Below are 19,339 nucleotides of genomic sequence, written 5' to 3' on the forward strand. Positions count from 1 at the left end.
AGGAGAAATTCACGGTATTGGCTTTGACATGAATAATGACCACAATAACCCCCAAAACTTTTTCCAACTCAGTGGTACTCAAAATTGGGGACAGAAAAACTATAAAAACTACACTACAGGTCACGGGTGGAAGGCTTACACCATTAACGTAGGAGATTACTTTACAGGCAACTTTAACTACCTTACGTTGGTGAATGACCACGATGTAGCTAATCCGACAGCTAACAGTCAGTTCCGTCATCTGAAAATCTACCAAGCTGACAACATCATCAAGGGAACAAATGGTGATGATACCCTGATTGGCACCAACGGTAAAGATATCTTACTGGGTCGTGGTCGTAATGATGTCTTTGTCTACGAAAACCTGACCAATTCACTGTTAAATAAATTTGATGTCATCACTGATTTCAATGCTAATCAAGATAGCTTTGCTGTCAGTAATGCTGCTACTGAGTTTAACAATGTGGGGAGTCCTGCCACCTTCGACACTGCGGCTATAAGTGCGATATTAACTAACCTCAGCGCCCATGCGGTGGTTCAATTCACCTTTGGTAGTCGAACTTTTGTGGCCATTAACGATGGGGTAGCTGGGTTTAATGCTAATACCGACGCGGTGATGGAAGTGACGGGATTAACGGGGACTTTAACTACAGCTAATTTCACTGTGTAAAGGTTCTGTGCAGAAATTAATATAATGTCCGAGGAGACGATATTTTCATTAGATAGGTCTTATTGACAATATTTGACCTATCTTTTTTTACCATAAATCGTTACATTCTTTACACTGTCTTGTTTGTCGCCCCGTCAGCCAGGTGAGGTACATCATTAGGGGAAACAGATGTATTAAGCAGCGAGCAAGATGCTCTCACGAGAAGACTTTGATCATTTACATTTGTATCTCACGTGTTTAAGAAATGCTATAACTAAGCTAAATATAATTTTCAGAAAATAAAATTTTGTCTTTACTAACTCATTTTTGCTGTATGTAACTCTATAAATTTAATTACATCTGCCAGCCCTTGTTGAGTTTTCAAATTTGTAAAAATAAAAGGTTGATCACCGCGCATTGTCTCAGCATCTCGTCTCATCACCTCTAAATCTGCTCCAACATGGGCGGCAAGATCAATTTTATTAATTACCAACAAATCAGATTTAGTAATACCGGGTCCACCTTTGCGGGGAATTTTATCACCTGCTGCCACATCAATTACATAAATTGTTAAATCTACCAATTCCGGACTAAAAGTAGCCGCTAAATTATCGCCGCCACTTTCCAAAAACACTAAATCTAAATCAATAAATTCGTTTTCTAATTGTTCAATGGCTGCCAAATTCATGGAAGCATCTTCACGAATTGCTGTGTGGGGACAGCCGCCAGTTTCTACTCCCAAAATGCGATCGCTTGTTAATGCTTGAGAACGCACCAAAAACTGAGCATCCTCTTGAGTATAAATATCATTTGTCACCACAGCCAGTTGATACTGGTGACGCAAAGCCTTACACATGGCATCCACTAAAGCCGTCTTCCCGGAACCTACTGGACCTGCTACTCCTACACGTAATGCACTCATAGTTTTTTATCTAACTCCTAAACAATCTTGTATGCTGAGTTTCATGCTGCATACTGGCCAAGGACAACCCCCAACTACAACACCTGAGTTCGTCATCTTCCAAAGCTAGCATTTCCTCTACCACAGCGCTAATTAATGGTTGTAATTCCCACAATAAATTTTGTCCCGCAGTTTGGCCAAGGGGAATGAGTTTTACCCCAGCAGTAATTAAATTAGTAGCCCAACTATGCACATATGCCAGCAAAGCTGCTTTAATATTGATTTGCCCATGAGCAACAGCAATACCAAAAGCAATGGCATAATTGCAGGGATCATTGACAGCATCAACCAAAGGCATGATCTGTGGTTGTAGTTTACCAAGCAACTGGGCCAGCGATCGCCCCATCTGCCAACTACAAGCCCGTAGTTCTTCGGTTTCTCTAGCAGCAGATAACCACATATTCCACCGACATAAGGCTGACCTATCGCCAATTCTAGCAGACTTTTCTGCTCGTACCATCACCGCCCCATCTAAGCGAATTGCCCCATATTGTAATTCTGCCTGTAACCAATGTTTTAAACTAGCTTGATGTGAAATAGTGCCATTTTCTACGAGTAGTTCTAATCCTTCAGAATAGCTATATGCTCCCACAGGCAAACCGGGGCTACCTAACTGCAATATAGATAAAAAATTGGCATCAGTGAGGGTGATGGTGTCCATAAGCGCCTAATTCTGGGTGAAATGGTGTGATTTCCTCTCTAATTTCCAGCCCCAGTTGTTCTAACATGGTACGTAAAACAGAATCTGGTAATAAGCGTAGATAGCTAGAGGTAATTTCTATGGGTACATGGCGATTTCCCAAATGATATGCTGCCCGCATTAATAAAAGCGGTGTTTGAGCAAAAACAGTTAAAATCGGTTCTGGTTTAGCAATAATTTTCACCTTTTCTTGACTGGTTTCGTCTTGCAAAATATCACCATCTCGCAGTAATGTTCCTCTGGGTAAACGCAAAAATATAACTGTGCCATCTTCTGTTTCCCAGCGATGACGACTGCGAGTGCGTTCTTCTGCTGTCAGTGTTAGGGTGAACATGACGGCAACATCAGGATTAGGCGGTTTTAGTTGGGTTAAAGTTAGCATATTAACAACTTAGTTTGATGTTTGGGCTTTAGTGAGTCAAATTTATCTACTATATAACCATAGGCGATCGCTGAAATAATGATATACAATCTTACACAAGTAAACTATACACCAATAAAAACTTCTGCTTATCAACCAAAAAAAGCCTTAATTTTTGTGATTTTATTTGGCGAGTTGTATTTTTACTCGTAAAATTGAAGACAAAGTAAAAACCAGTAGAATGGATTGTTTAAAGTGATGAGTCAGTTAATCACCCAGGGTGCAACATCTAGCACTAAAGTTCAAATAGCAGATGGTATCAATGATATCGCTTGGCAGGCTCACCAAGGAAGTGTAGCAGCGATTATTCAATTATTGAACGAAAAACTGGCTAAGTTCGGGGTGAGAACCAGAGCCATTTTTGCCGATGGTGTGTTACAACTTCTATGTGAAGCGGCTAGAGAAGAACAACTTGACCAGGCTACTCTTGTAGAACAAATCCAGCAAATCCTCAATTCCATCTCACCCCGTAATATTCGTCGAGTTAATATCAATAGTCGAATTGTTAGAGAACAGCAATTACTCTGGCTAACAGAAATTTATCGTCATGGTGATCATCAATTGCTTTGGTCACAGGAAATTACATTAACTCAGCCCCATATTTTCAAGCGCTTGATGACAGATTTAAAACAAGCTCAAAGTGAATTAATAAAAATACATTTACCCAAAACCCAATTTTCTCCATCTTTAGGACTTCGTAAAAATTCATCCACAAAAAGAATACCAGCAGCAGTTGGTTTATGTTCACTTCTGTTACTTACTTGGTTTGTGTATGCCCTGTTAGGTGATAAATTAATCAACCTGATAAAACTAGAAACCTTTAAATTTTCTATCACACCAATGGAGAAAAGCTCACCGGGTGATTTTAATAATAGGGTTTCTGCTCCTTTGGAAGATCATTTTGCAGAGGCTGTGCGAATTGCCAACCGAGCCTCTGATACAGGTAAAATAGCTAATACCTCAACTCAATGGTTAGAATTAGCAGCAGAGTGGCAACGGGCTTCAGATTTAATGAGTATGGTGACACCTGATCACAGGCGCTATGAGGAAGCTAAGATCCGCACTCAACTATACAGAAAGTATAGTAAAGTGGCACAAACAGAAGCGGAGAAAAGTAAGTTATAGTTTTGGGTGGTGTAGAGACGCAAAATTTCACGCCTCCACAAAATGACTACAACATCTTTTAACTAAACACTCATTTCTAACATCCTCTGAATGGGACGCAGAGCCGCAATGCGTATGTCTTCTGCCATAGTGATGGCAGGGGTAAGATTTTTCATGGCTAAATATAATTTTTCCAGAGTGTTTAATCGCATGAATGGACATTCGTTACAAGCACAGTTATTCAATGGAGGGGCCGGAATAAAGTGCTTATCAGGAGCCAGTTTTTGCATTTGATGAATGATCCCCGGCTCTGTAGCCACGATAAATTGTTTTGTCGGGCTATTTTGACAATATTTGAGTAAAGCGGCGGTTGAACCGATAAAACTGGCATGACGCAATACAGTACTTTCACATTCTGGATGAGCGATCGCTTCTGCTTCAGGATGAGTAATTTTTAACTGGACAATTTTCTTTTCCGAAAAAGTTTCATGAACAATACAGCTACCTTGCCAAAGCAGCAAATCTCGTCCAGTTTGTTCCATGACATACCGCCCCAAATTCCGGTCTGGGGCAAAAATAATTGGTTGTGATTGGGGTATTTGTTGGATAATCTTAACAGCGTTGGAACTAGTACAGATAATATCGCTCATGGCTTTAATTTCAGCCGAGCAGTTGATGTAAGAAACCACCAAATGATCCGGATGCGCTGCTTTAAAAGCTGCAAATGCTTCTGGTGGACAACTATCTGCTAAAGAACAACCAGCATCTAAATCTGGTAACAGCACCAATTTATCAGGATTAAGTATTTTTGCCGTTTCTGCCATAAAGTGAACACCAGCAAAAACAATCACATCTGCATTTGTTGTGGCTGCGGCTTTGGCCAGTTGTAATGAATCGCCAATAAAGTCAGCGATATCTTGAATGTCTGGTTCTTGATAGTAATGGGCTAGGATAACCGCATTGAGTTCTTGTTTGAGACTCTCAATGGCAGTAAATAAATCTAGTGGTAGTTCGCCCAGTGGGGTTTGAGGTATTGCAGTGGTAAACACAGTTAGGGTTTGCTTGAATTTGCACGTTTTGTTCTGTGGATTCAATTATAGTAGTTTTTACCAAAAGTGGTAGACAGTAGAGTTTGCCGAGTTATGTCCAAATCCGACGGAGTTTCATATGCTGGAGATAGACTGCAAGGAAAGTGGCATGACCAGTCAAAAAACGAAATCAATAACCCTAAAAATTGCTGTAGTTGGAGATGTTCACGACCAATGGGAATTAGAAGATGGCACTGCACTCAAGCATCTGGGTGTTGACCTAGTGCTATTTGTGGGCGATTTTGGCAATGAATCGGTGGACGTGGTGAGAGCGATCGCCTCCCTCGACATTCCCAAAGCAGCTGTGATGGGAAACCACGATGCCTGGTACACAGCCACGGAATGGGGACGTAAGAAATGTCCCTACGACCGCTCCCAGTCAGATTGGGTACAAGAACAGCTGGATTTATTAGGGCCAGCCCATGTAGGTTACAGTAAACTGGATTTTCCCGACTGGAATTTAACTGTGGTGGGGGGTCGTCCCTTTACATGGGGTGGGCCAGAGTGGAAATTCGCCGACATTGTGCAAGAACGTTATGGTGTGACAAGTCTGGAGGAGTCCACCGACCTAATCGTTAAAGCCGTAAACAGGGCTGCTTACGAAACAATTATTTTTCTCGGTCACAATGGACCCAGTGGTTTAGGCGATCGCCCTGAAGATCCCTGTGGTAAGGACTGGCATCCCATCGGTGGCGACTTTGGCGACCCAGACCTGGGCGCAGCTATTTCTCAAGCTCTCACGGCTGGTAAAACCATTCCTCTGGTGACATTTGGTCATATGCACCGTACTTTAAGACACACTAAAAAAGTGCGGCGCAAAACTATATTTAAAAGTCCAGAGGGAACAATTTACCTGAACGCGGCAACTGTACCCAGGATTTTAGAAAATCAGGGGGAAAAACTGCGTAATTTTTCCCTTGTTTACTTGACAGGGGGTGAAGTGTCCCAAGTCTCCTTGGTCTGGGTGGGCTATAATTTCCAGGTAACTGTGGAGGAAATTTTGTACCAGCGATAGCGCAGCCCTGCGGAAATATTTGCCTTTAGTAGTGCAATTCCCCCAGAAGATGAGATATAATATTGTCTGTCAGCTTGTGAATATGCCACAAAAGTGTTATGGTAGTGCTTTGTTGTGGATTAATTAAAAAGCTTGACAGTTTTATTGGAGAGGTGGCAGAGTGGTCGATTGCGTCCGACTTGAAATCGGATGAGGCTAAAACCTCCGGGAGTTCGAATCTCCCCCTCTCCGTTCAGTAGGTATGAAAAAATATCAAAAACAATGCCTCACGCCAAGAGGAAAAAGCCCAAAAATTGGCGTGAAACTCGGCAATTATTCAGCAGTTTTGTTGATAGCTCGATTAGCACGGGCTTCTGCTGAAGCCATAACCTCATCAAAATTCTCTAGTAATTCACCGGGGAAGTTTTCTAAAATTCTGGTAGAAAGAGCTACACGACCTTTACCCTCATCTAAGTCAATAATTACAGCTTTGATTGTTTGACCGACTTGAAAGAATTTTTCTAGAGATTCAATGAATTTTTGGCTAATTTGCTTAATATGTAGCAAGGCACTGAGTCCATCTAAATCTACAAATATTCCAAAAGGTTTAATACCAGTAACTTTACCTTCTACTACTTGATTTAGTTCTAATAAGCTGAAATTGCTAGAACGAGTAGCCAATCGCTGGGAAAGGATCAGTTTTTTGGCATTACGATTAATTTCTAAAAAACTTACAGTCAAACTTTGCCCTACCAGCGCCTCTAATTTATCACGCTCTGCTAATTGCGATCGCGGAATAAATCCTCGCAAAGAGAGGATATCAACGGTAACACCGCCTTTATTCACACCTGTTACCCTGGCTTGCACCGTCTGGCCCGCTTCGTGCATTTGTGTCACTCGTTCCCAGATTTGCTGAATTTCCAGCTGTCTACGGGAAAGAGTTACCTGACCCTCTGCATCCTGATCTCGGATAATTAAAAACTCCAGTTCCTCATGTAATGGTAGCAGCTGTGATAAATCCGTGACTGCTCGCAAAGAAGCCTCATCACGGGGGAGAAAAGCCGATGACTTGCCACCAATATCTACATAGGCTCCATCAGACTCAAGTTGAAACACTTTTCCAGATACAACTTGTCCCTTTTGAAACTGGTAGTCGTGTACTTCTAGTGCTTTGGCAAAATCGTCCATTGTAAAGGACGAGTTGGCTGGTTGAGAAACTTTCGATTCGGAGTTCATGACGATTGAAGATAAATTATTATTTGTTAATTTAATGCCATTGGAGTTTTACTCAACGCCTAACAAATTCCCACCTAGTGGGAGTGTTAAATAATTATGGCATTACTGTTCGGTAGGCAAAACAACCTAAACAGATGGAATATTGACCAATTCCTTCTAGTCCTTTAACACACTGCTAAAAAGTTGTTTTACTTGCTCCCAAGCATCAGCTGCGGCTTTAGGATTATAGCTGGCGCGATGGTCACAGAAAAATCCGTGGTCAGATCCATCGTAGCGAAACACACGATGAGAAATTTGGTATTTTTCTAATTCTGCGACTATTTGATCTACTTGTTGCCTGGGAATGCTGGCATCTTCCATGCCAAAAAAAGCATATATTGTGCCTTTTATTTCCGGGGTCAGAGTGAGACTGGGAGCGCCGCCTCCTGGTGTGCGAGTGGGAATGCCAGCACCGTAAAAGGAAGCAGTCGCCTTAATATCTGGTAGTGTAGCAGCTAAATAGGCTACATGACCACCAAAACAAAAGCCTATACAGCCAAAGCTATTTAGTTTCACTTGGGGTAAAGTCTTGAGATAGTCTAGGGCTGATTGAATATCATTCAACAACTCTGATGCTTGAGTTTGGGTCCAGGCATACTTTCTGCCAATTTCAATATCTTCTGGAGTGTAGCCTGTTGCAAAACCGGGAGCCTGACGTTGAAAAAGTGCCGGGGCGATGGCTACGTATCCTTGTTTAGCAATTCGTTCTGTGACTGCGCGAATATGAGCATTGATACCAAAAATTTCTTGTAGTACCACAACTCCCGGATAAGAACCAGATGCCTGTGGCAAAGCCAAATACGCCGATATTTCCAGATTATCTTGCGAAAGATTAACGGTTGTGGTATTTATTATTTGCTCTTGCATAAAAGATTGAAGATGTGATTCTTTGATATAACTATGCCAGTAACTAGAGACCATTTGCCAATCAAAGTGCGGGTAGAAAAAATTTCTACCCAAAAAGTGCTTTGTGTATATAAAATATCAAATATGTAATCAATGCAGTTATTTATTTGCTTCTACCACTATCAACAGGTTTGGTAATGATTCAATTCCGTATTCAGCCAGACAGTGAAATTCCCGCTTCAAACCAATTATTTAATCAAATTCGGTTTGCCATCGCTTGCCGACAATATCCACCTGGATACAAGTTGCCCAGCACGCGGTCATTAGCCATGCAAACAGGTTTACACCGTAACACCATCAGTAAAGTTTACCGTCAGTTGGAAGAAGAAGGGTTTGTGGAAAGTCTAGCTGGTTCGGGAATTTATGTGCGTAGCCGAGGTGATGAAGGCGGTAGCTGGCTGCAATCGCCCGCGATCAAAAAACAAAACGAAGATGGGTATAAATTGGTGCAAAAAGCACTGAATGATATGCTTGCTCAAGGCTATTCACTCAATCAAGCGCGGGAACTATTTTTAGGTGAAATTGATTGGCGCTTACGTTGTAGCGCCCAAGTATTGGTTGTAGTTCCCTCTCATGACATGGGTGCGGGTGAATTGATGGTGCATGAGTTGGAAATCTCTCTAAACATACCTGTACGGTTAGTGGCCATGGAAGAATTAACGGCTGTATTAGATAAAACTAGCTCGGCGACAGTGGTGACAAGCCGTTATTTCATCAGCGATGTGGAAGCGATCGCCGCACCCAAAGCTGTACGTGTGATTCCTTTAGATATATATGACTACGCCAGGGAACTGAGTTTGCTGAAAACTTTGCCCAGGGAAAATTGCGTAGGTATAGTGAGTTTGAGTGCTGGAATTGCTCGTGCTGCGGAAGTCATTCTTCACGGTTTACGAGGAGATGAGCTATTGATAATGACAGCACAACCCAAAGATGCGTATAAACTGCAAGCCGTTGTTAAACGAGCGCAAGTAATTGTCAGCGATCAAGCCAGTTTTCCTAGCGTACATGCAGCAGTACAAGCATTACTTAACGACATTATCCGTCCACCCAAACTTATTAAGGTGGAAAACTACATTGGTTCTAAGTCAATTAGTTTGTTAAAACGTGAACTTGGTTTGGGTTAGCAATTTCCGCTCAACCCAGAGTTACCTGCAAAAACTCTTGCACTCGTTGTAAGTAAGTGGCTGCATCTTCCAACATGGGAAAATGGGATGTATTGGGAATAATAGTAAAATCAATTTTGTCACTCTTTGCTGCCGCTTTACACCCCATCTGAGCAGGAATAATCCGGTCATACTCACCAGCCACCAGCAAAGTGGGTACTGTCAGTTTGGCAAACTCATTAGGCATTAACTCCGCTTGTGCCTTGCTCACAGAAGTATAAATTGTACCTAATGCAGCCTCATAGTCTGCTGCCAGAAAATCTTGCAAAAAAGCCTGACGATCTGAATTAGCAATGGGTTTGTGCAAGAATCTAGCCATAAATATTCTGTCAACGAATGGTATTCTACTTAGCCATTGAGGACGAAATTTGACTACGTAACCACCAAATTTATGAAAAGCAGTAAAGGCCTTTTCGTCATACTCAAAAATGCCGCTACAGGTTAAAATCCCTCGTTCTACTCGTTGGGGATAGCTGTTGATAAATAATGTAGCAATAGATGCACCCATTGAATGAGCATGAAGATAAACGCACTGGATTTGTAACTCATCGAGTAAAGCTGCTAAATCTTGAGCATATTCTTCTAGCTCGTAAGTTAACTCTTTGATTACGGCTGATGTTCCCCGGTTTGACTGGTGCTGTGCTATGGTGCTTTTTCCACGAGAACGACCAAAACCGCGCAAATCGTAGAGTAAACAATCAAATTGGTCTACTAAAGCATCAGCCGTACTTTTCCAGTACCTAGCTGAACCAGCCCAACCATGAATAAAAACCATAACAGGCTTCACCAAAGCAGCAGATGGTTTTCTCACCCATTGATAATAATGCTCAACACCACGAACACAAATATAAGGCATTTTTCAAAATTCAAAAGTCAAAAGTAATTTGGCATAATAGTATACATAGTATATCTCACAATGGCAACCATGAAAGGATAAAAAAGATTAAAAAATATACCAATACTTCATGATGAAGTTAAAACAAAAACCACCGTAGTTTTAACACCTAGGGGATGGTATAATATTAGAGAAAAAGCAAAAATTAGAGTTATTAGTGCAAGCGAACTATTTTAAGAATGGGGAAGGCGATTGAAATCGCCAACGGCTAACCCCCATGTCTGAAGCCATTAGCTCCGCTCGCCGTTGACATTTCGGTCAAAAGTCAAAAGTCAAACGCTAATGACCAATGACCAATGACTAATGACTACTAAGCTGATTCTGGCTTAGGTAAGGAAGATGGATGTACTATTAATTCAGCTGTTGAGCGCTTCTCTACCATTTCCTTAGTGACCATGCAGCGATTAACATCCTTACGAGATGGTAATTCGTACATGACATCAAGCATCAATTCTTCCACAATGCCCCGCAAGGCTCGAGCGCCCGTTTTGCGGCGGTAGGCTTCTTGAGCGATCGCCCGCAAAGCATCCTGTTTAAAATCTAATTGGACGTTATCCATGTTGAGCAGCTTTTGGTACTGTTTCACCAAAGCACTGCGTGGTTTAGTCAAAATTGCCATCAGTGCTTCTTCATCTAAAGGATCTACCACAGCTGTCATTGGCACACGTCCAATAAATTCGGGAATCATACCAAACTTCACTAAGTCATCTGGTTCTAGATAGCGGAGAACATCGGCTGCCCGTTTTTCTTTGGACTGATTTTCTCCCGGCTGCACAAAACCAATAGATTTTTTGCCTATTCTATTTTCTACCACCTTCTCTAAACCGACGAAAGCCCCACCACAGACAAACAGAATATTACTGGTATCAATCTGGATACAGTCTTGATAAGGATGCTTACGTCCTCCTTGAGGAGGGACATTGGCGATTGTCCCTTCTAACATTTTCAGCAAAGCTTGCTGCACGCCTTCACCGGAAACATCCCGTGTGATAGAAGGGTTTTCACTTTTGCGAGCTACTTTGTCTATTTCATCAATATAGATAATACCTCGCTGGGCTTCCTCTACATCTAAATCTGCCACTTGTAACAGTCGCAGCAGGATATTTTCCACATCTTCACCAACATACCCTGCTTCTGTGAGTGTTGTAGCATCAGCCACAGCAAAGGGTACATCCAAGATTTTTGCCAAGGTTTGCGCCAATAGGGTTTTACCGCAACCCGTGGGGCCAATTAGTAAAATATTAGACTTTTGCAGTTCTACTGCGTCGTCTGCGCCATTTTTGCCTTTCGACTGAATAGCTGCTAGACGTTTGTAGTGGTTATAAACTGCTACTGATAATACTTTCTTAGCTTCGTCTTGACCAATCACGTGTTCGTCCAGATAATTTTTAATTTCTCTGGGTTTAGGAATTTGGTTAAGTGAGAAATTAGAAGAACGGACACGACGTTTTTGAGGTGGTTCTGATTTTGGTGCTGGTTGTGACGCAGCAGCATTTGTGTCAAGTAACTCTTCATCGAGGATTTCATTACACAAGTCAACGCATTCATCGCAGATGTAGACTCCCGGACCTGCGATTAATTTACGTACTTGCTCTTGAGACTTGCCACAAAACGAACATTTTAAATGGGAGTCGTACTTAGACATACCAGCCTCTTATTTCAGAATAGTGACCTTTTCCCTTGTGGAGGGAATGTTTTGTCTGGAAATGACTTGATCAATTAAACCGTAATTTTTTGCTTCTTCCGCCGACATAAAAAAGTCGCGTTCAGTATCTGCTTCAAGTCTTTCTAGGGGTTGACCAGTGTGATGACTAAGTAACTGATTCAACTGAGCCTTAACATAAAGAATTTCTCTCGCTTGAATCTCAATATCAATGGCTTGACCTTGAGCACCCCCCAGTGGTTGGTGAATCATGATGCGAGAGTCTGGTAGGGACATACGTTTACCAGCAGAACCTGCTGCTAATAGAAATGCTCCCATACTGGCGGCTAATCCAAAACATATGGTAACAACATCTGGACGTATCTGCTGTATTGTATCATAAATTGCCATCCCTGCGTAGACAGAACCGCCAGGAGAATTGATATACAGTTGGATATCTTTTTCTGAGTCTTCGGAGTCTAGGTAAAGCAATTGAGCCACAATTGAATTGGCGACAGCATCATCTATGGGAGTACCCAAAAAGATAATCCGCTCCCGCAGGAGGCGGGAGTAAATATCAAAAGCCCTTTCTCCCATGCCAGACTGCTCTACCACCATGGGTACAATGTTAGTCGGTTGGCTCAAGTGGGAGCTAATTTTGATGCTGCTTAAACTATGGATGGGGTAATTTGCCAACTGAGATACAAGCATATAAGAAAAAATTGAGAATTAAGTTAGGACTAGTTAGGAATGCAATTTTATTTGACCTGTTTCTTAACTATTATGCCTTATGAATATAGCTCTGGGTGCAGGAGATCAAGGTAAAGCCATCAGAGATAGCTGATTTCTTCCAATTTTATGCTATGTGTTCCCGGAATTTGCTGTGGAGATATTTATCACGTCTCTCAAGCAAAGTGCCGAGTAGTAAGATTTTTTACTCAGCACTTTTTGTGAAAGCGCGATTAATCGGGTCTTACCACAGATTATATTGGTTCTGTACTAGCGGGGGGGACTTGTTCCTCAGTTTCAAGTACAGTGGTTTCAGACTCTGTGGCTGTTTCTGCTGGGGTAGAGAGAGAACCTGCGGGGACAAGTTCCACTGATGAATGTTCTAGCAGCCAATCAACAATTTTTTCGGTTAAAAGTTCGTCTTCCACCACTGAGCGCAGTCTTTCAGCATCAATTTCTTGGTCTGCGTACTGCTGCATCAATTCGGAGACTCTGGTTTCAACTTCTTCAGGTGTTACATTGATAGATTCGCGTTTGCTCACTTCCATTAACGCCAGAGACCGTTTTAGGCGTTCAATGGACTCATTGCGCGATTGCTCCCGCAATTTGGGGATAATATCTTGAGTAAACAGCCGTTTCACATCCAATCCTTGCTGAGAAAGCCGCATTGCTGTTTGAGTCAGCATCGCATCTATTTCTTTCTCAATCCAGGTTACTGGTAAGTCAACTTCTACATTCTTGAGCAGTTCTACCAGTAAAGCTTCCTGCTGATTGGATTTAGTTTTTTCCTCAGCTTCTTTTTGATATCGTTCTTCTAAAGAAGCACGCAGTTGATCCAAGGTATCAAAGTCACTAACTTCCTGGGCGAAGTCATCGTTCAATTCTGGTAATTCTTTTTCTTTCAGTTCTTTCAGTGTGACTGTGAAAGTTGCTGCTTTTCCAGCTAACTCCTCGTTAGCGTAAGGATCTGGGAACTGAGCCGCAATTTCCCTAGTTTCTCCAGGATTCATCCCCACCATCCCTGATACAAAACCGGGAATAAATTTATCTTCTTGCAATTCTAGTTGAAAATCTGTGGCTTCAGCACCGGGAATTGGTGTTGGCTCGGCTGTTTCCTCTTCGCCTCCACCTCTCGCCAGCACACCTTTAAAATCAACTACTGCTACATCGCCAATTTGGGCTACACGTCCTTCTACGGGAATCAAGGTCGCTAACTCTTGTCTTTGTTTTTCTAGGACTTCATCAACTTGATTGGAGTTGTATTTGATTTCCTCGGCTTTAGCCACCAAACCAGTGTACTGTACCAGATTAATTTCAGGTTCGACATCCACAGCTGCTAAAAAAGTCAGAGGTTTGCCTGGTTCATAATTACTCATCAATTCCTCAAAGGAACTCCGCAGTTGTGGTTGTCCAATTGCGGCAATTTCTTCCTGTTTGAGTGCTTTTTCTACCCCATCTTGGACTAGTTCTTCCAATGCTGCTGCTTTGATGCGAGTTACGCCCAGGCGCTGTAGCAATATCGGCCGGGGTACCTTGCCTTTACGAAACCCAGGAATAGTTGTAGTACTAGCTAAGTTTTTAATTACCTGTTCGTAAGTCTTTTGAGTAATTTCTGGCGTAATCTCGATTTCCAAGCCAATTTGGCTGGCGGGAAGTTTTTCCTGGGTAACTTTCATGCTTCGTCTCTATATTTCTGATTTTTTGGCTACAAATACCCACAATAGGCGATTTACCGCTTCTTTGGGTTGTTTTCTCTTGGGTTGGGAATGGAAGGTGCCCACAAGTTATCTGTCAAAATCCAATATTGTATGGATGACTGCCTTGAGTAGATATCCAGTTTACCGCCAATGGCAAGGGACTTGACAATTTGCCGTAATAACTTTACTTATTGAAACTCTGAGTTATTACAATAACTTAACCATTTTCGTCTTTCTTAACTCAAAGGTGTAACACTGTGATATCCTGGTTAACAACTAGCATATCTGGCTATCATGTGTTTTGTTGTCTGCTCTGTCCGTATGCGTGCAGGTGAAAGTCAGTGTCAACAGTTGGAATCCATCGTGATTGACAATTGCCATAGATACTTGTTTTGTTTACTGGACACTATGTTGTTGTATAATTATTATATTCTTTTGTAGAATAGGTGGAAAATAATAGCAGCAATGACAGTAAATTTCCAAAAATTTCAACATGGTTGAACTTCATGTAAGCTAGAAAAAAAAGGACTGTATTGAGAAAATTCCCAGAAAATAAAAAAAAATTATTGAAAATAAATCACCGCCATAAGTGTAAGCAAGTATAAATTATCAAATTTTTGTAAAAACTACAGATGATGATCGCTTAAAGGAGAAAGCTAATTTGTCGAAATCCTATCGTGTAGCTATTTTGGGCGCAACTGGTGCCGTGGGCACAGAGTTGTTGGAATTACTAGAAAGCCGTGATTTTCCGGTAGCAGAATTAAAGCTATTGGCATCAGAACGGAGTGCAGGCCGATTGCTGCGGTTTAAAGGGGAAGATTTACCAGTAGAATTGGTCAGCGATCGCTCCCTGGAAAATCTGGATCTAGTGTTAGCCAGCGCTGGGGGTTCCACATCCAAAACTTGGGTCAGTGTTGCTGTAGCAAAAGGTGCAGTGGTAATAGATAATTCCAGCGCCTTTCGGATGCAACCGGAAGTTCCGCTAGTAGTACCAGAGGTAAATCCATTAGCGGCTGTTAACCATCAAGGTATTATCGCTAACCCCAACTGCACCACAATTTTGATGACGGTGGCAATTTGGCCTCTCCATCAAGTAAGTCCCATCAAACGTATCGTCGCCTCAACCTATCAATCAGCCAGTGGCGCAGGTGCTAAAGCAATGGTAGAAGTGAAAACCCAAGCCAGCGCTATCTTACAGGGACAACAACCAGTAGCCGAGGTGTTACCTTATCAGTTGGCGTTCAACCTGTTCCCACATAACTCACCTTTAAACGATTTCGGTTACTGTGAGGAAGAAATGAAAATGGTCAACGAAACCCGGAAAATTTTTGGCGACCAAGAAATAAAAATTACTGCCACTTGTATCAGGGTTCCCGTACTTCGCGCCCATTCAGAAGCAATTAATTTAGAATTTGAAAATCCCTTTAGTGCAGATGCAGCCAGAGAAATTTTAAGTCGCGCTCCCGGAGTAAAATTAATAGAAGATTGGCAAAATAATTACTTCCCGATGCCCATAGAAGCCACAGGTAAAGATGAAGTGCTAGTGGGGAGGATTCGTCAAGATATTTCTCATCCCTGCGGGTTGGAATTATGGCTGTGTGGTGACCAAATTCGTAAAGGCGCTGCATTGAATGCAGTGCAAATTGCGGAGTTATTAGTAGAAAAAAGTCTACTTAAACCAGCAAAAGCGCAGGCTTTAAGTGAAAAGAAATAGCCAATTAGATTTCAGGTGTTATTGACCAATAGGTTATAGGAAAAACCAAAAGGCTGATTAGGAGTGAAAACAGGGTGGGAGAATTTGGCAAAGTTTTAACCGCTATGATTACGCCGTTTAAAGCAGACGGTAGTGTTAACTATGATGTGGCGGCAAAATTAGCAGCACATCTAGCTAATAACGGTACAGATACATTAGTAGTATGTGGCACAACAGGAGAATCACCGACTCTAACTTGGGACGAAGAATACCAGTTGTTTGTAGAAGTATTGCAGGCGGTGGCAGGAAAAGCTAAGGTTATAGCAGGATGTGGTTCTAATTCCACTAAGGAGGCGATGGCAGCCACCCAAAAAGCTGCTACAATAGGAGTACACGGTTCATTACAAGTTGTACCTTATTACAACAAACCACCACAAGCAGGTCTATATCAGCACTTTCAAGCTATAGCCCAAGCTTGTCCGGAACTGCCACTACTCTTATACAACGTCCCTGGACGTACTGGCCAAAACCTAAATCCAGATACTGTTGCCCAGTTAGCACAAATTAAGAATATTGTCGGCATTAAAGAAGCCAGTGGAAACCTAGACCAGTCTACTGAAATCCGTCGCTCGACCCCAAAAGAATTCCAGATTTACTCTGGAGATGATTCCCTAACATTACCCTTGTTAGCAGTCGGGGGAACAGGGGTGGTGAGTGTAGCTTCTCACTTGGTAGGTAATCAACTACAGCAGATGATCCAAGCGTTTACTGCTGGACAAATCACCACTGCTCAAGAAATTCATTTACAACTATTTCCGTTGTTTAAAGCTTTATTTTTAACTACAAATCCCATTCTAATTAAACAAGCCTTGAAACTTCAAGGCTGGGATGTTGGTTCAAGTCGTCTGCCCCTAGGGGAGGCTGATTCAGATACTATTGATAAGTTAAAGGCGGTGTTAAAAAAACTTGATTTAACCTAGACAGCAACTTGTGTAAGGCTGAATGATTTGTCGTTTCTAGATTATGTATATCAACAATGAAAGTAATGGTAACTGGTTTGCATTTTAAATTTCTATGCTTAAACTGTCATAAATATATGATTTTGTAGTTGAGTGAGGTATGAAATTTAATAAACTACCAATGGAGACAAAAAAGATAAATATGTATCTAATGAAAATGAGAAGAGTTATATATGTAAAATCGGTTTATTAAATACTGAGAATACCCAGGAAAATTAGCTACTGTAAAATACAAAGGTAGTATTTTCTTGGATGACAGGCTCGGTGAATTTGAAGTGATTAAAGCTGAAAACCTAACAACAATACAAGGAGAAAATGGTAAATAGCGAAACTAAATCTGCCCTAAAAATTATTCCTTTGGGCGGTTTGCATGAAATTGGCAAAAACACCTGTGTGTTTGAGTACGAGGACGAAATTGTTCTTTTAGATGCTGGTCTAGCCTTTCCCACCAAAGGAATGCTGGGGGTAAATATTGTCCTGCCAGATACAACCTATCTACGGGAGAACCGCCAGAAAATTAAAGGCATGATCGTCACTCACGGTCATGAAGACCATATCGGCGGTATCGCTTTTCATCTCAAGCAATTTGATATACCTGTAATTTATGGTCCCAGACTGGCAATGGCAATGCTAGAGGGAAAATTAGAAGAAGCAGGAGTGCGCGATCGCACTGAGTTAAGGTCAGTTAAACCGCGTGATGTGGTACGGATTGGTCAACATTTCTTTGTAGAATATATCCGCAACACTCACTCTATTGCCGATAGCTTTACAGTGGCAATTCATACGCCTTTAGGGGTGGTCATCCACACAGGGGACTTTAAAATCGACCATACACCGGTAGATGGGGAAAACTTCGATTTACAAAGGTTAGCAGAACACGGCGAACAAGGTGTACTGTGTTTGTTGAGTGATTCTACAAACTCAGAAGTACCAGGATATACACCTTCGGAACGTTCAGTTTACCCCAACCTGGACAGGGAATTTGGTAATGCTACTGGTCGCTTATTTGTCACCACCTTTGCTTCCAGCGTGCATCGCATCAATATGATTTTGGAGTTAGCACAGAAGCATAATCGGGTAGTATCGGTTGTGGGTCGTTCTATGCTCAATTTGATTGCTCATGCCCGCAACCTAGGTTACATCAAGTGTGAAGACAGTCTACTACAGCCATTGCAAGTAGTACGTACTCTGCCAGATGAAAAAGTCCTGATTTTAACGACTGGCTCTCAGGGTGAGACAATGGCAGCCATGACCCGCATTGCCAACAAGGAACATTCCCAACTGAAAATTCGCCCCGGGGACACGGTACTATTCTCTGCTAACCCCATTCCTGGCAACACTATCGCAGTGGTTAACACCATTGATAAATTGATGCTTCAAGGGGCAAAAGTGGTTTATGGACGGGATAAAGGTATTCACGTTTCTGGACACGGTTGTCAGGAAGAACAAAAACTGATGATTGCCTTAACTCGTCCTAAATTCTTTGTGCCATTCCACGGTGAACATCGAATGTTAGTAAAACACTCGGAAACAGCCCAAAGTATGGGCATTCCCGCCGAAAATATGGTGATCATCAACAATGGCGATATAGTGGAACTAACACAGGATTCCATCTGTGTGGCTGGTAAAGTACCATCGGGTATAGAACTGGTGGATACTACTAGTTCGGGAATGGTCAGCGCCAAGGTCTTGCAAGAACGACAACAAATGTCAGAAGAAGGCATTATCACTATTGCTGCGGCCATTGATTGGAATGGCAAACTATTGGCTAAACCAGAAACTCATCTCCGGGGTGTCGTTACTGGTGTAGAGCGATCGCTGATCCAAAAATGGGTACAACAGCGCATTGAAGAAATGCTCACCGTGCGTTGGTCAGATTTTGCTCAACCACCCTGTGAAGGTCAAAGAACAGAAGTAGACTGGGGTGGATTGCAGGAAATGTTAGAACGAGAATTGCAACGCTCCATCCGGCGAGAATTGCAATGTCAACCAACCCTGACATTATTGATGCAAATTCCAGAAGAACCACCCGTGACAGTTGCCGATGGTAGAAGGCGGCGCACTCGCACCACTGCCAAAGTCGCATCATAATCAACAATTCCTCTCACCCTTGAGGGTGTAGCCACAGCAACGAAGCCTGCCTAAGCAGGCTTTTTTTGCATGGCGAACTATTAGGTTTAAAGGAAAATCGGGACAATGTTAACTTATGTAACAATTACCGTTGAACCTGTCCAATGACAGATGACTTTATTAAAATTTAAAGTGTGTCAAGTTATAAATAAGATTAGATTACTACACTACCGATCCCGCGAAAATTGCGATTAACTTGACGTAGTAATGAATTGGGTTCTGACATAAGTGGCTACTGTAAGACCTATTATAACTTAGTCAGAAGACGATTTT

The 19,339-nt window shown here is 42.0% G+C and carries 17 protein-coding genes and 1 tRNA gene; 8 read left to right on the forward strand and 10 right to left on the reverse strand.

The window, feature by feature from the left end; all coding sequences use genetic code 11:
* Positions 1 to 670: bluetail domain-containing putative surface protein (locus NWP17_RS12000; RefSeq protein ID WP_280655141.1), on the forward strand; the 670-nt coding region annotated here is incomplete at its 5' end.
* A gap of 295 nt (positions 671 to 965) precedes the next feature.
* On the opposite strand, the gene ureG is transcribed toward NWP17_RS12000, so the two are convergent.
* From ureG to ureE, 3 genes are read right to left on the reverse strand one after another with little or no spacing between them, the layout of a single operon-like run.
* Positions 966 to 1,571 carry an urease accessory protein UreG gene (gene ureG / locus NWP17_RS12005; RefSeq protein ID WP_280655142.1) on the reverse strand — a complete coding sequence of 202 codons (606 nt, stop codon included), beginning with the start codon at positions 1,569 to 1,571 and terminating at the stop codon, positions 966 to 968.
* A 10-nt stretch (positions 1,572 to 1,581) separates the two neighbouring features.
* Positions 1,582 to 2,271, reverse strand: a complete 690-nt coding sequence (locus NWP17_RS12010; RefSeq protein ID WP_280655143.1) for an urease accessory protein UreF — start codon at positions 2,269 to 2,271, stop codon at positions 1,582 to 1,584.
* Positions 2,249 to 2,692, reverse strand: a complete 444-nt coding sequence (gene ureE, locus NWP17_RS12015) for an urease accessory protein UreE (protein ID WP_280655144.1) — start codon at positions 2,690 to 2,692, stop codon at positions 2,249 to 2,251. The genes NWP17_RS12010 and ureE overlap by 23 nt, the downstream gene beginning before the upstream one ends.
* Before the next feature lie 237 nt (positions 2,693 to 2,929).
* Between ureE and NWP17_RS12020 the strand changes: the two genes are divergently transcribed.
* A complete protein-coding gene (locus NWP17_RS12020; RefSeq protein WP_280655145.1) occupies positions 2,930 to 3,856 on the forward strand; it encodes a hypothetical protein in 927 nt (308 codons plus the stop codon).
* A 62-nt stretch (positions 3,857 to 3,918) separates the two neighbouring features.
* Here the strand turns inward: NWP17_RS12020 and nadA are convergent, their stop codons facing one another.
* Positions 3,919 to 4,884, reverse strand: a complete 966-nt coding sequence (gene nadA, locus NWP17_RS12025) for a quinolinate synthase NadA (RefSeq protein WP_280655146.1) — start codon at positions 4,882 to 4,884, stop codon at positions 3,919 to 3,921.
* A 148-nt stretch (positions 4,885 to 5,032) separates the two neighbouring features.
* Here nadA and NWP17_RS12030 point away from each other — a divergent pair, with 148 nt between their 5' ends.
* Entirely contained in the window at positions 5,033 to 5,938 is a 906-nt protein-coding gene (locus NWP17_RS12030; RefSeq protein WP_280655147.1) for a TIGR04168 family protein, read from the forward strand.
* Positions 5,939 to 6,084: 146 nt separating this feature from the next.
* Positions 6,085 to 6,169: transfer RNA gene (locus NWP17_RS12035), tRNA-Ser, on the forward strand.
* Between the two features lie 81 nt (positions 6,170 to 6,250).
* Here the strand turns inward: NWP17_RS12035 and NWP17_RS12040 are convergent.
* Both NWP17_RS12040 and NWP17_RS12045 read right to left on the reverse strand, forming a co-directional pair.
* Positions 6,251 to 7,153, reverse strand: a complete 903-nt coding sequence (locus NWP17_RS12040) for a S1 RNA-binding domain-containing protein (RefSeq protein ID WP_280655148.1) — start codon at positions 7,151 to 7,153, stop codon at positions 6,251 to 6,253.
* A 156-nt stretch (positions 7,154 to 7,309) separates the two neighbouring features.
* The gene (locus NWP17_RS12045; protein WP_280655149.1) at positions 7,310 to 8,059 is read right to left on the reverse strand and encodes a dienelactone hydrolase family protein; all 750 of its coding nucleotides are present in this window, start codon (positions 8,057 to 8,059) and stop codon (positions 7,310 to 7,312) included.
* Between the two features lie 176 nt (positions 8,060 to 8,235).
* Between NWP17_RS12045 and NWP17_RS12050 the strand changes: the two genes are divergently transcribed.
* The gene (locus tag NWP17_RS12050) at positions 8,236 to 9,222 is read left to right on the forward strand and encodes a GntR family transcriptional regulator (RefSeq protein ID WP_280655150.1); all 987 of its coding nucleotides are present in this window, start codon (positions 8,236 to 8,238) and stop codon (positions 9,220 to 9,222) included.
* Between the two features lie 10 nt (positions 9,223 to 9,232).
* Here NWP17_RS12050 and NWP17_RS12055 read toward each other — a convergent pair whose 3' ends face one another.
* The 4 genes from NWP17_RS12055 to tig form a co-directional block, all read right to left on the reverse strand.
* Complete coding sequence (locus NWP17_RS12055) at positions 9,233 to 10,117, reverse strand: alpha/beta fold hydrolase (protein ID WP_280655151.1); 885 nt, start codon at positions 10,115 to 10,117, stop codon at positions 9,233 to 9,235.
* 349 nt (positions 10,118 to 10,466) lie between these two features.
* Positions 10,467 to 11,801 (reverse strand): ATP-dependent protease ATP-binding subunit ClpX, encoded by a 1,335-nt coding sequence (gene clpX, locus NWP17_RS12060; protein WP_280655152.1) that lies wholly within the window; start codon positions 11,799 to 11,801, stop codon positions 10,467 to 10,469.
* A 9-nt stretch (positions 11,802 to 11,810) separates the two neighbouring features.
* On the reverse strand, positions 11,811 to 12,509 hold the full coding sequence (gene clpP, locus NWP17_RS12065; RefSeq protein ID WP_280655153.1) for an ATP-dependent Clp endopeptidase proteolytic subunit ClpP: 699 nt from the start codon (positions 12,507 to 12,509) through the stop codon (positions 11,811 to 11,813).
* 272 nt (positions 12,510 to 12,781) lie between these two features.
* Positions 12,782 to 14,203, reverse strand: coding sequence for a trigger factor (gene tig / locus NWP17_RS12070; RefSeq protein WP_280655154.1), 1,422 nt, complete (start codon positions 14,201 to 14,203; stop codon positions 12,782 to 12,784).
* A gap of 682 nt (positions 14,204 to 14,885) precedes the next feature.
* Between tig and NWP17_RS12075 the strand changes: the two genes are divergently transcribed.
* The 3 genes from NWP17_RS12075 (at position 14,886) to NWP17_RS12085 (ending at position 19,027) form a co-directional block, all read left to right on the forward strand.
* Positions 14,886 to 15,938 (forward strand): aspartate-semialdehyde dehydrogenase, encoded by a 1,053-nt coding sequence (locus tag NWP17_RS12075; protein ID WP_280655155.1) that lies wholly within the window; start codon positions 14,886 to 14,888, stop codon positions 15,936 to 15,938.
* 74 nt (positions 15,939 to 16,012) lie between these two features.
* On the forward strand, positions 16,013 to 16,897 hold the full coding sequence (gene dapA / locus NWP17_RS12080; RefSeq protein ID WP_280655156.1) for a 4-hydroxy-tetrahydrodipicolinate synthase: 885 nt from the start codon (positions 16,013 to 16,015) through the stop codon (positions 16,895 to 16,897).
* A gap of 354 nt (positions 16,898 to 17,251) precedes the next feature.
* Positions 17,252 to 19,027 carry a ribonuclease J gene (locus NWP17_RS12085; RefSeq protein WP_280655157.1) on the forward strand — a complete coding sequence of 592 codons (1,776 nt, stop codon included), beginning with the start codon at positions 17,252 to 17,254 and terminating at the stop codon, positions 19,025 to 19,027.
* The last annotated feature ends 312 nt before the right edge of the window (positions 19,028 to 19,339 follow it).

The organism is Chrysosporum bergii ANA360D, assembly GCF_029891735.1.
In the GTDB taxonomy this organism is placed as follows: Bacteria; Cyanobacteriota; Cyanobacteriia; order Cyanobacteriales; family Nostocaceae; genus Umezakia; species Umezakia bergii.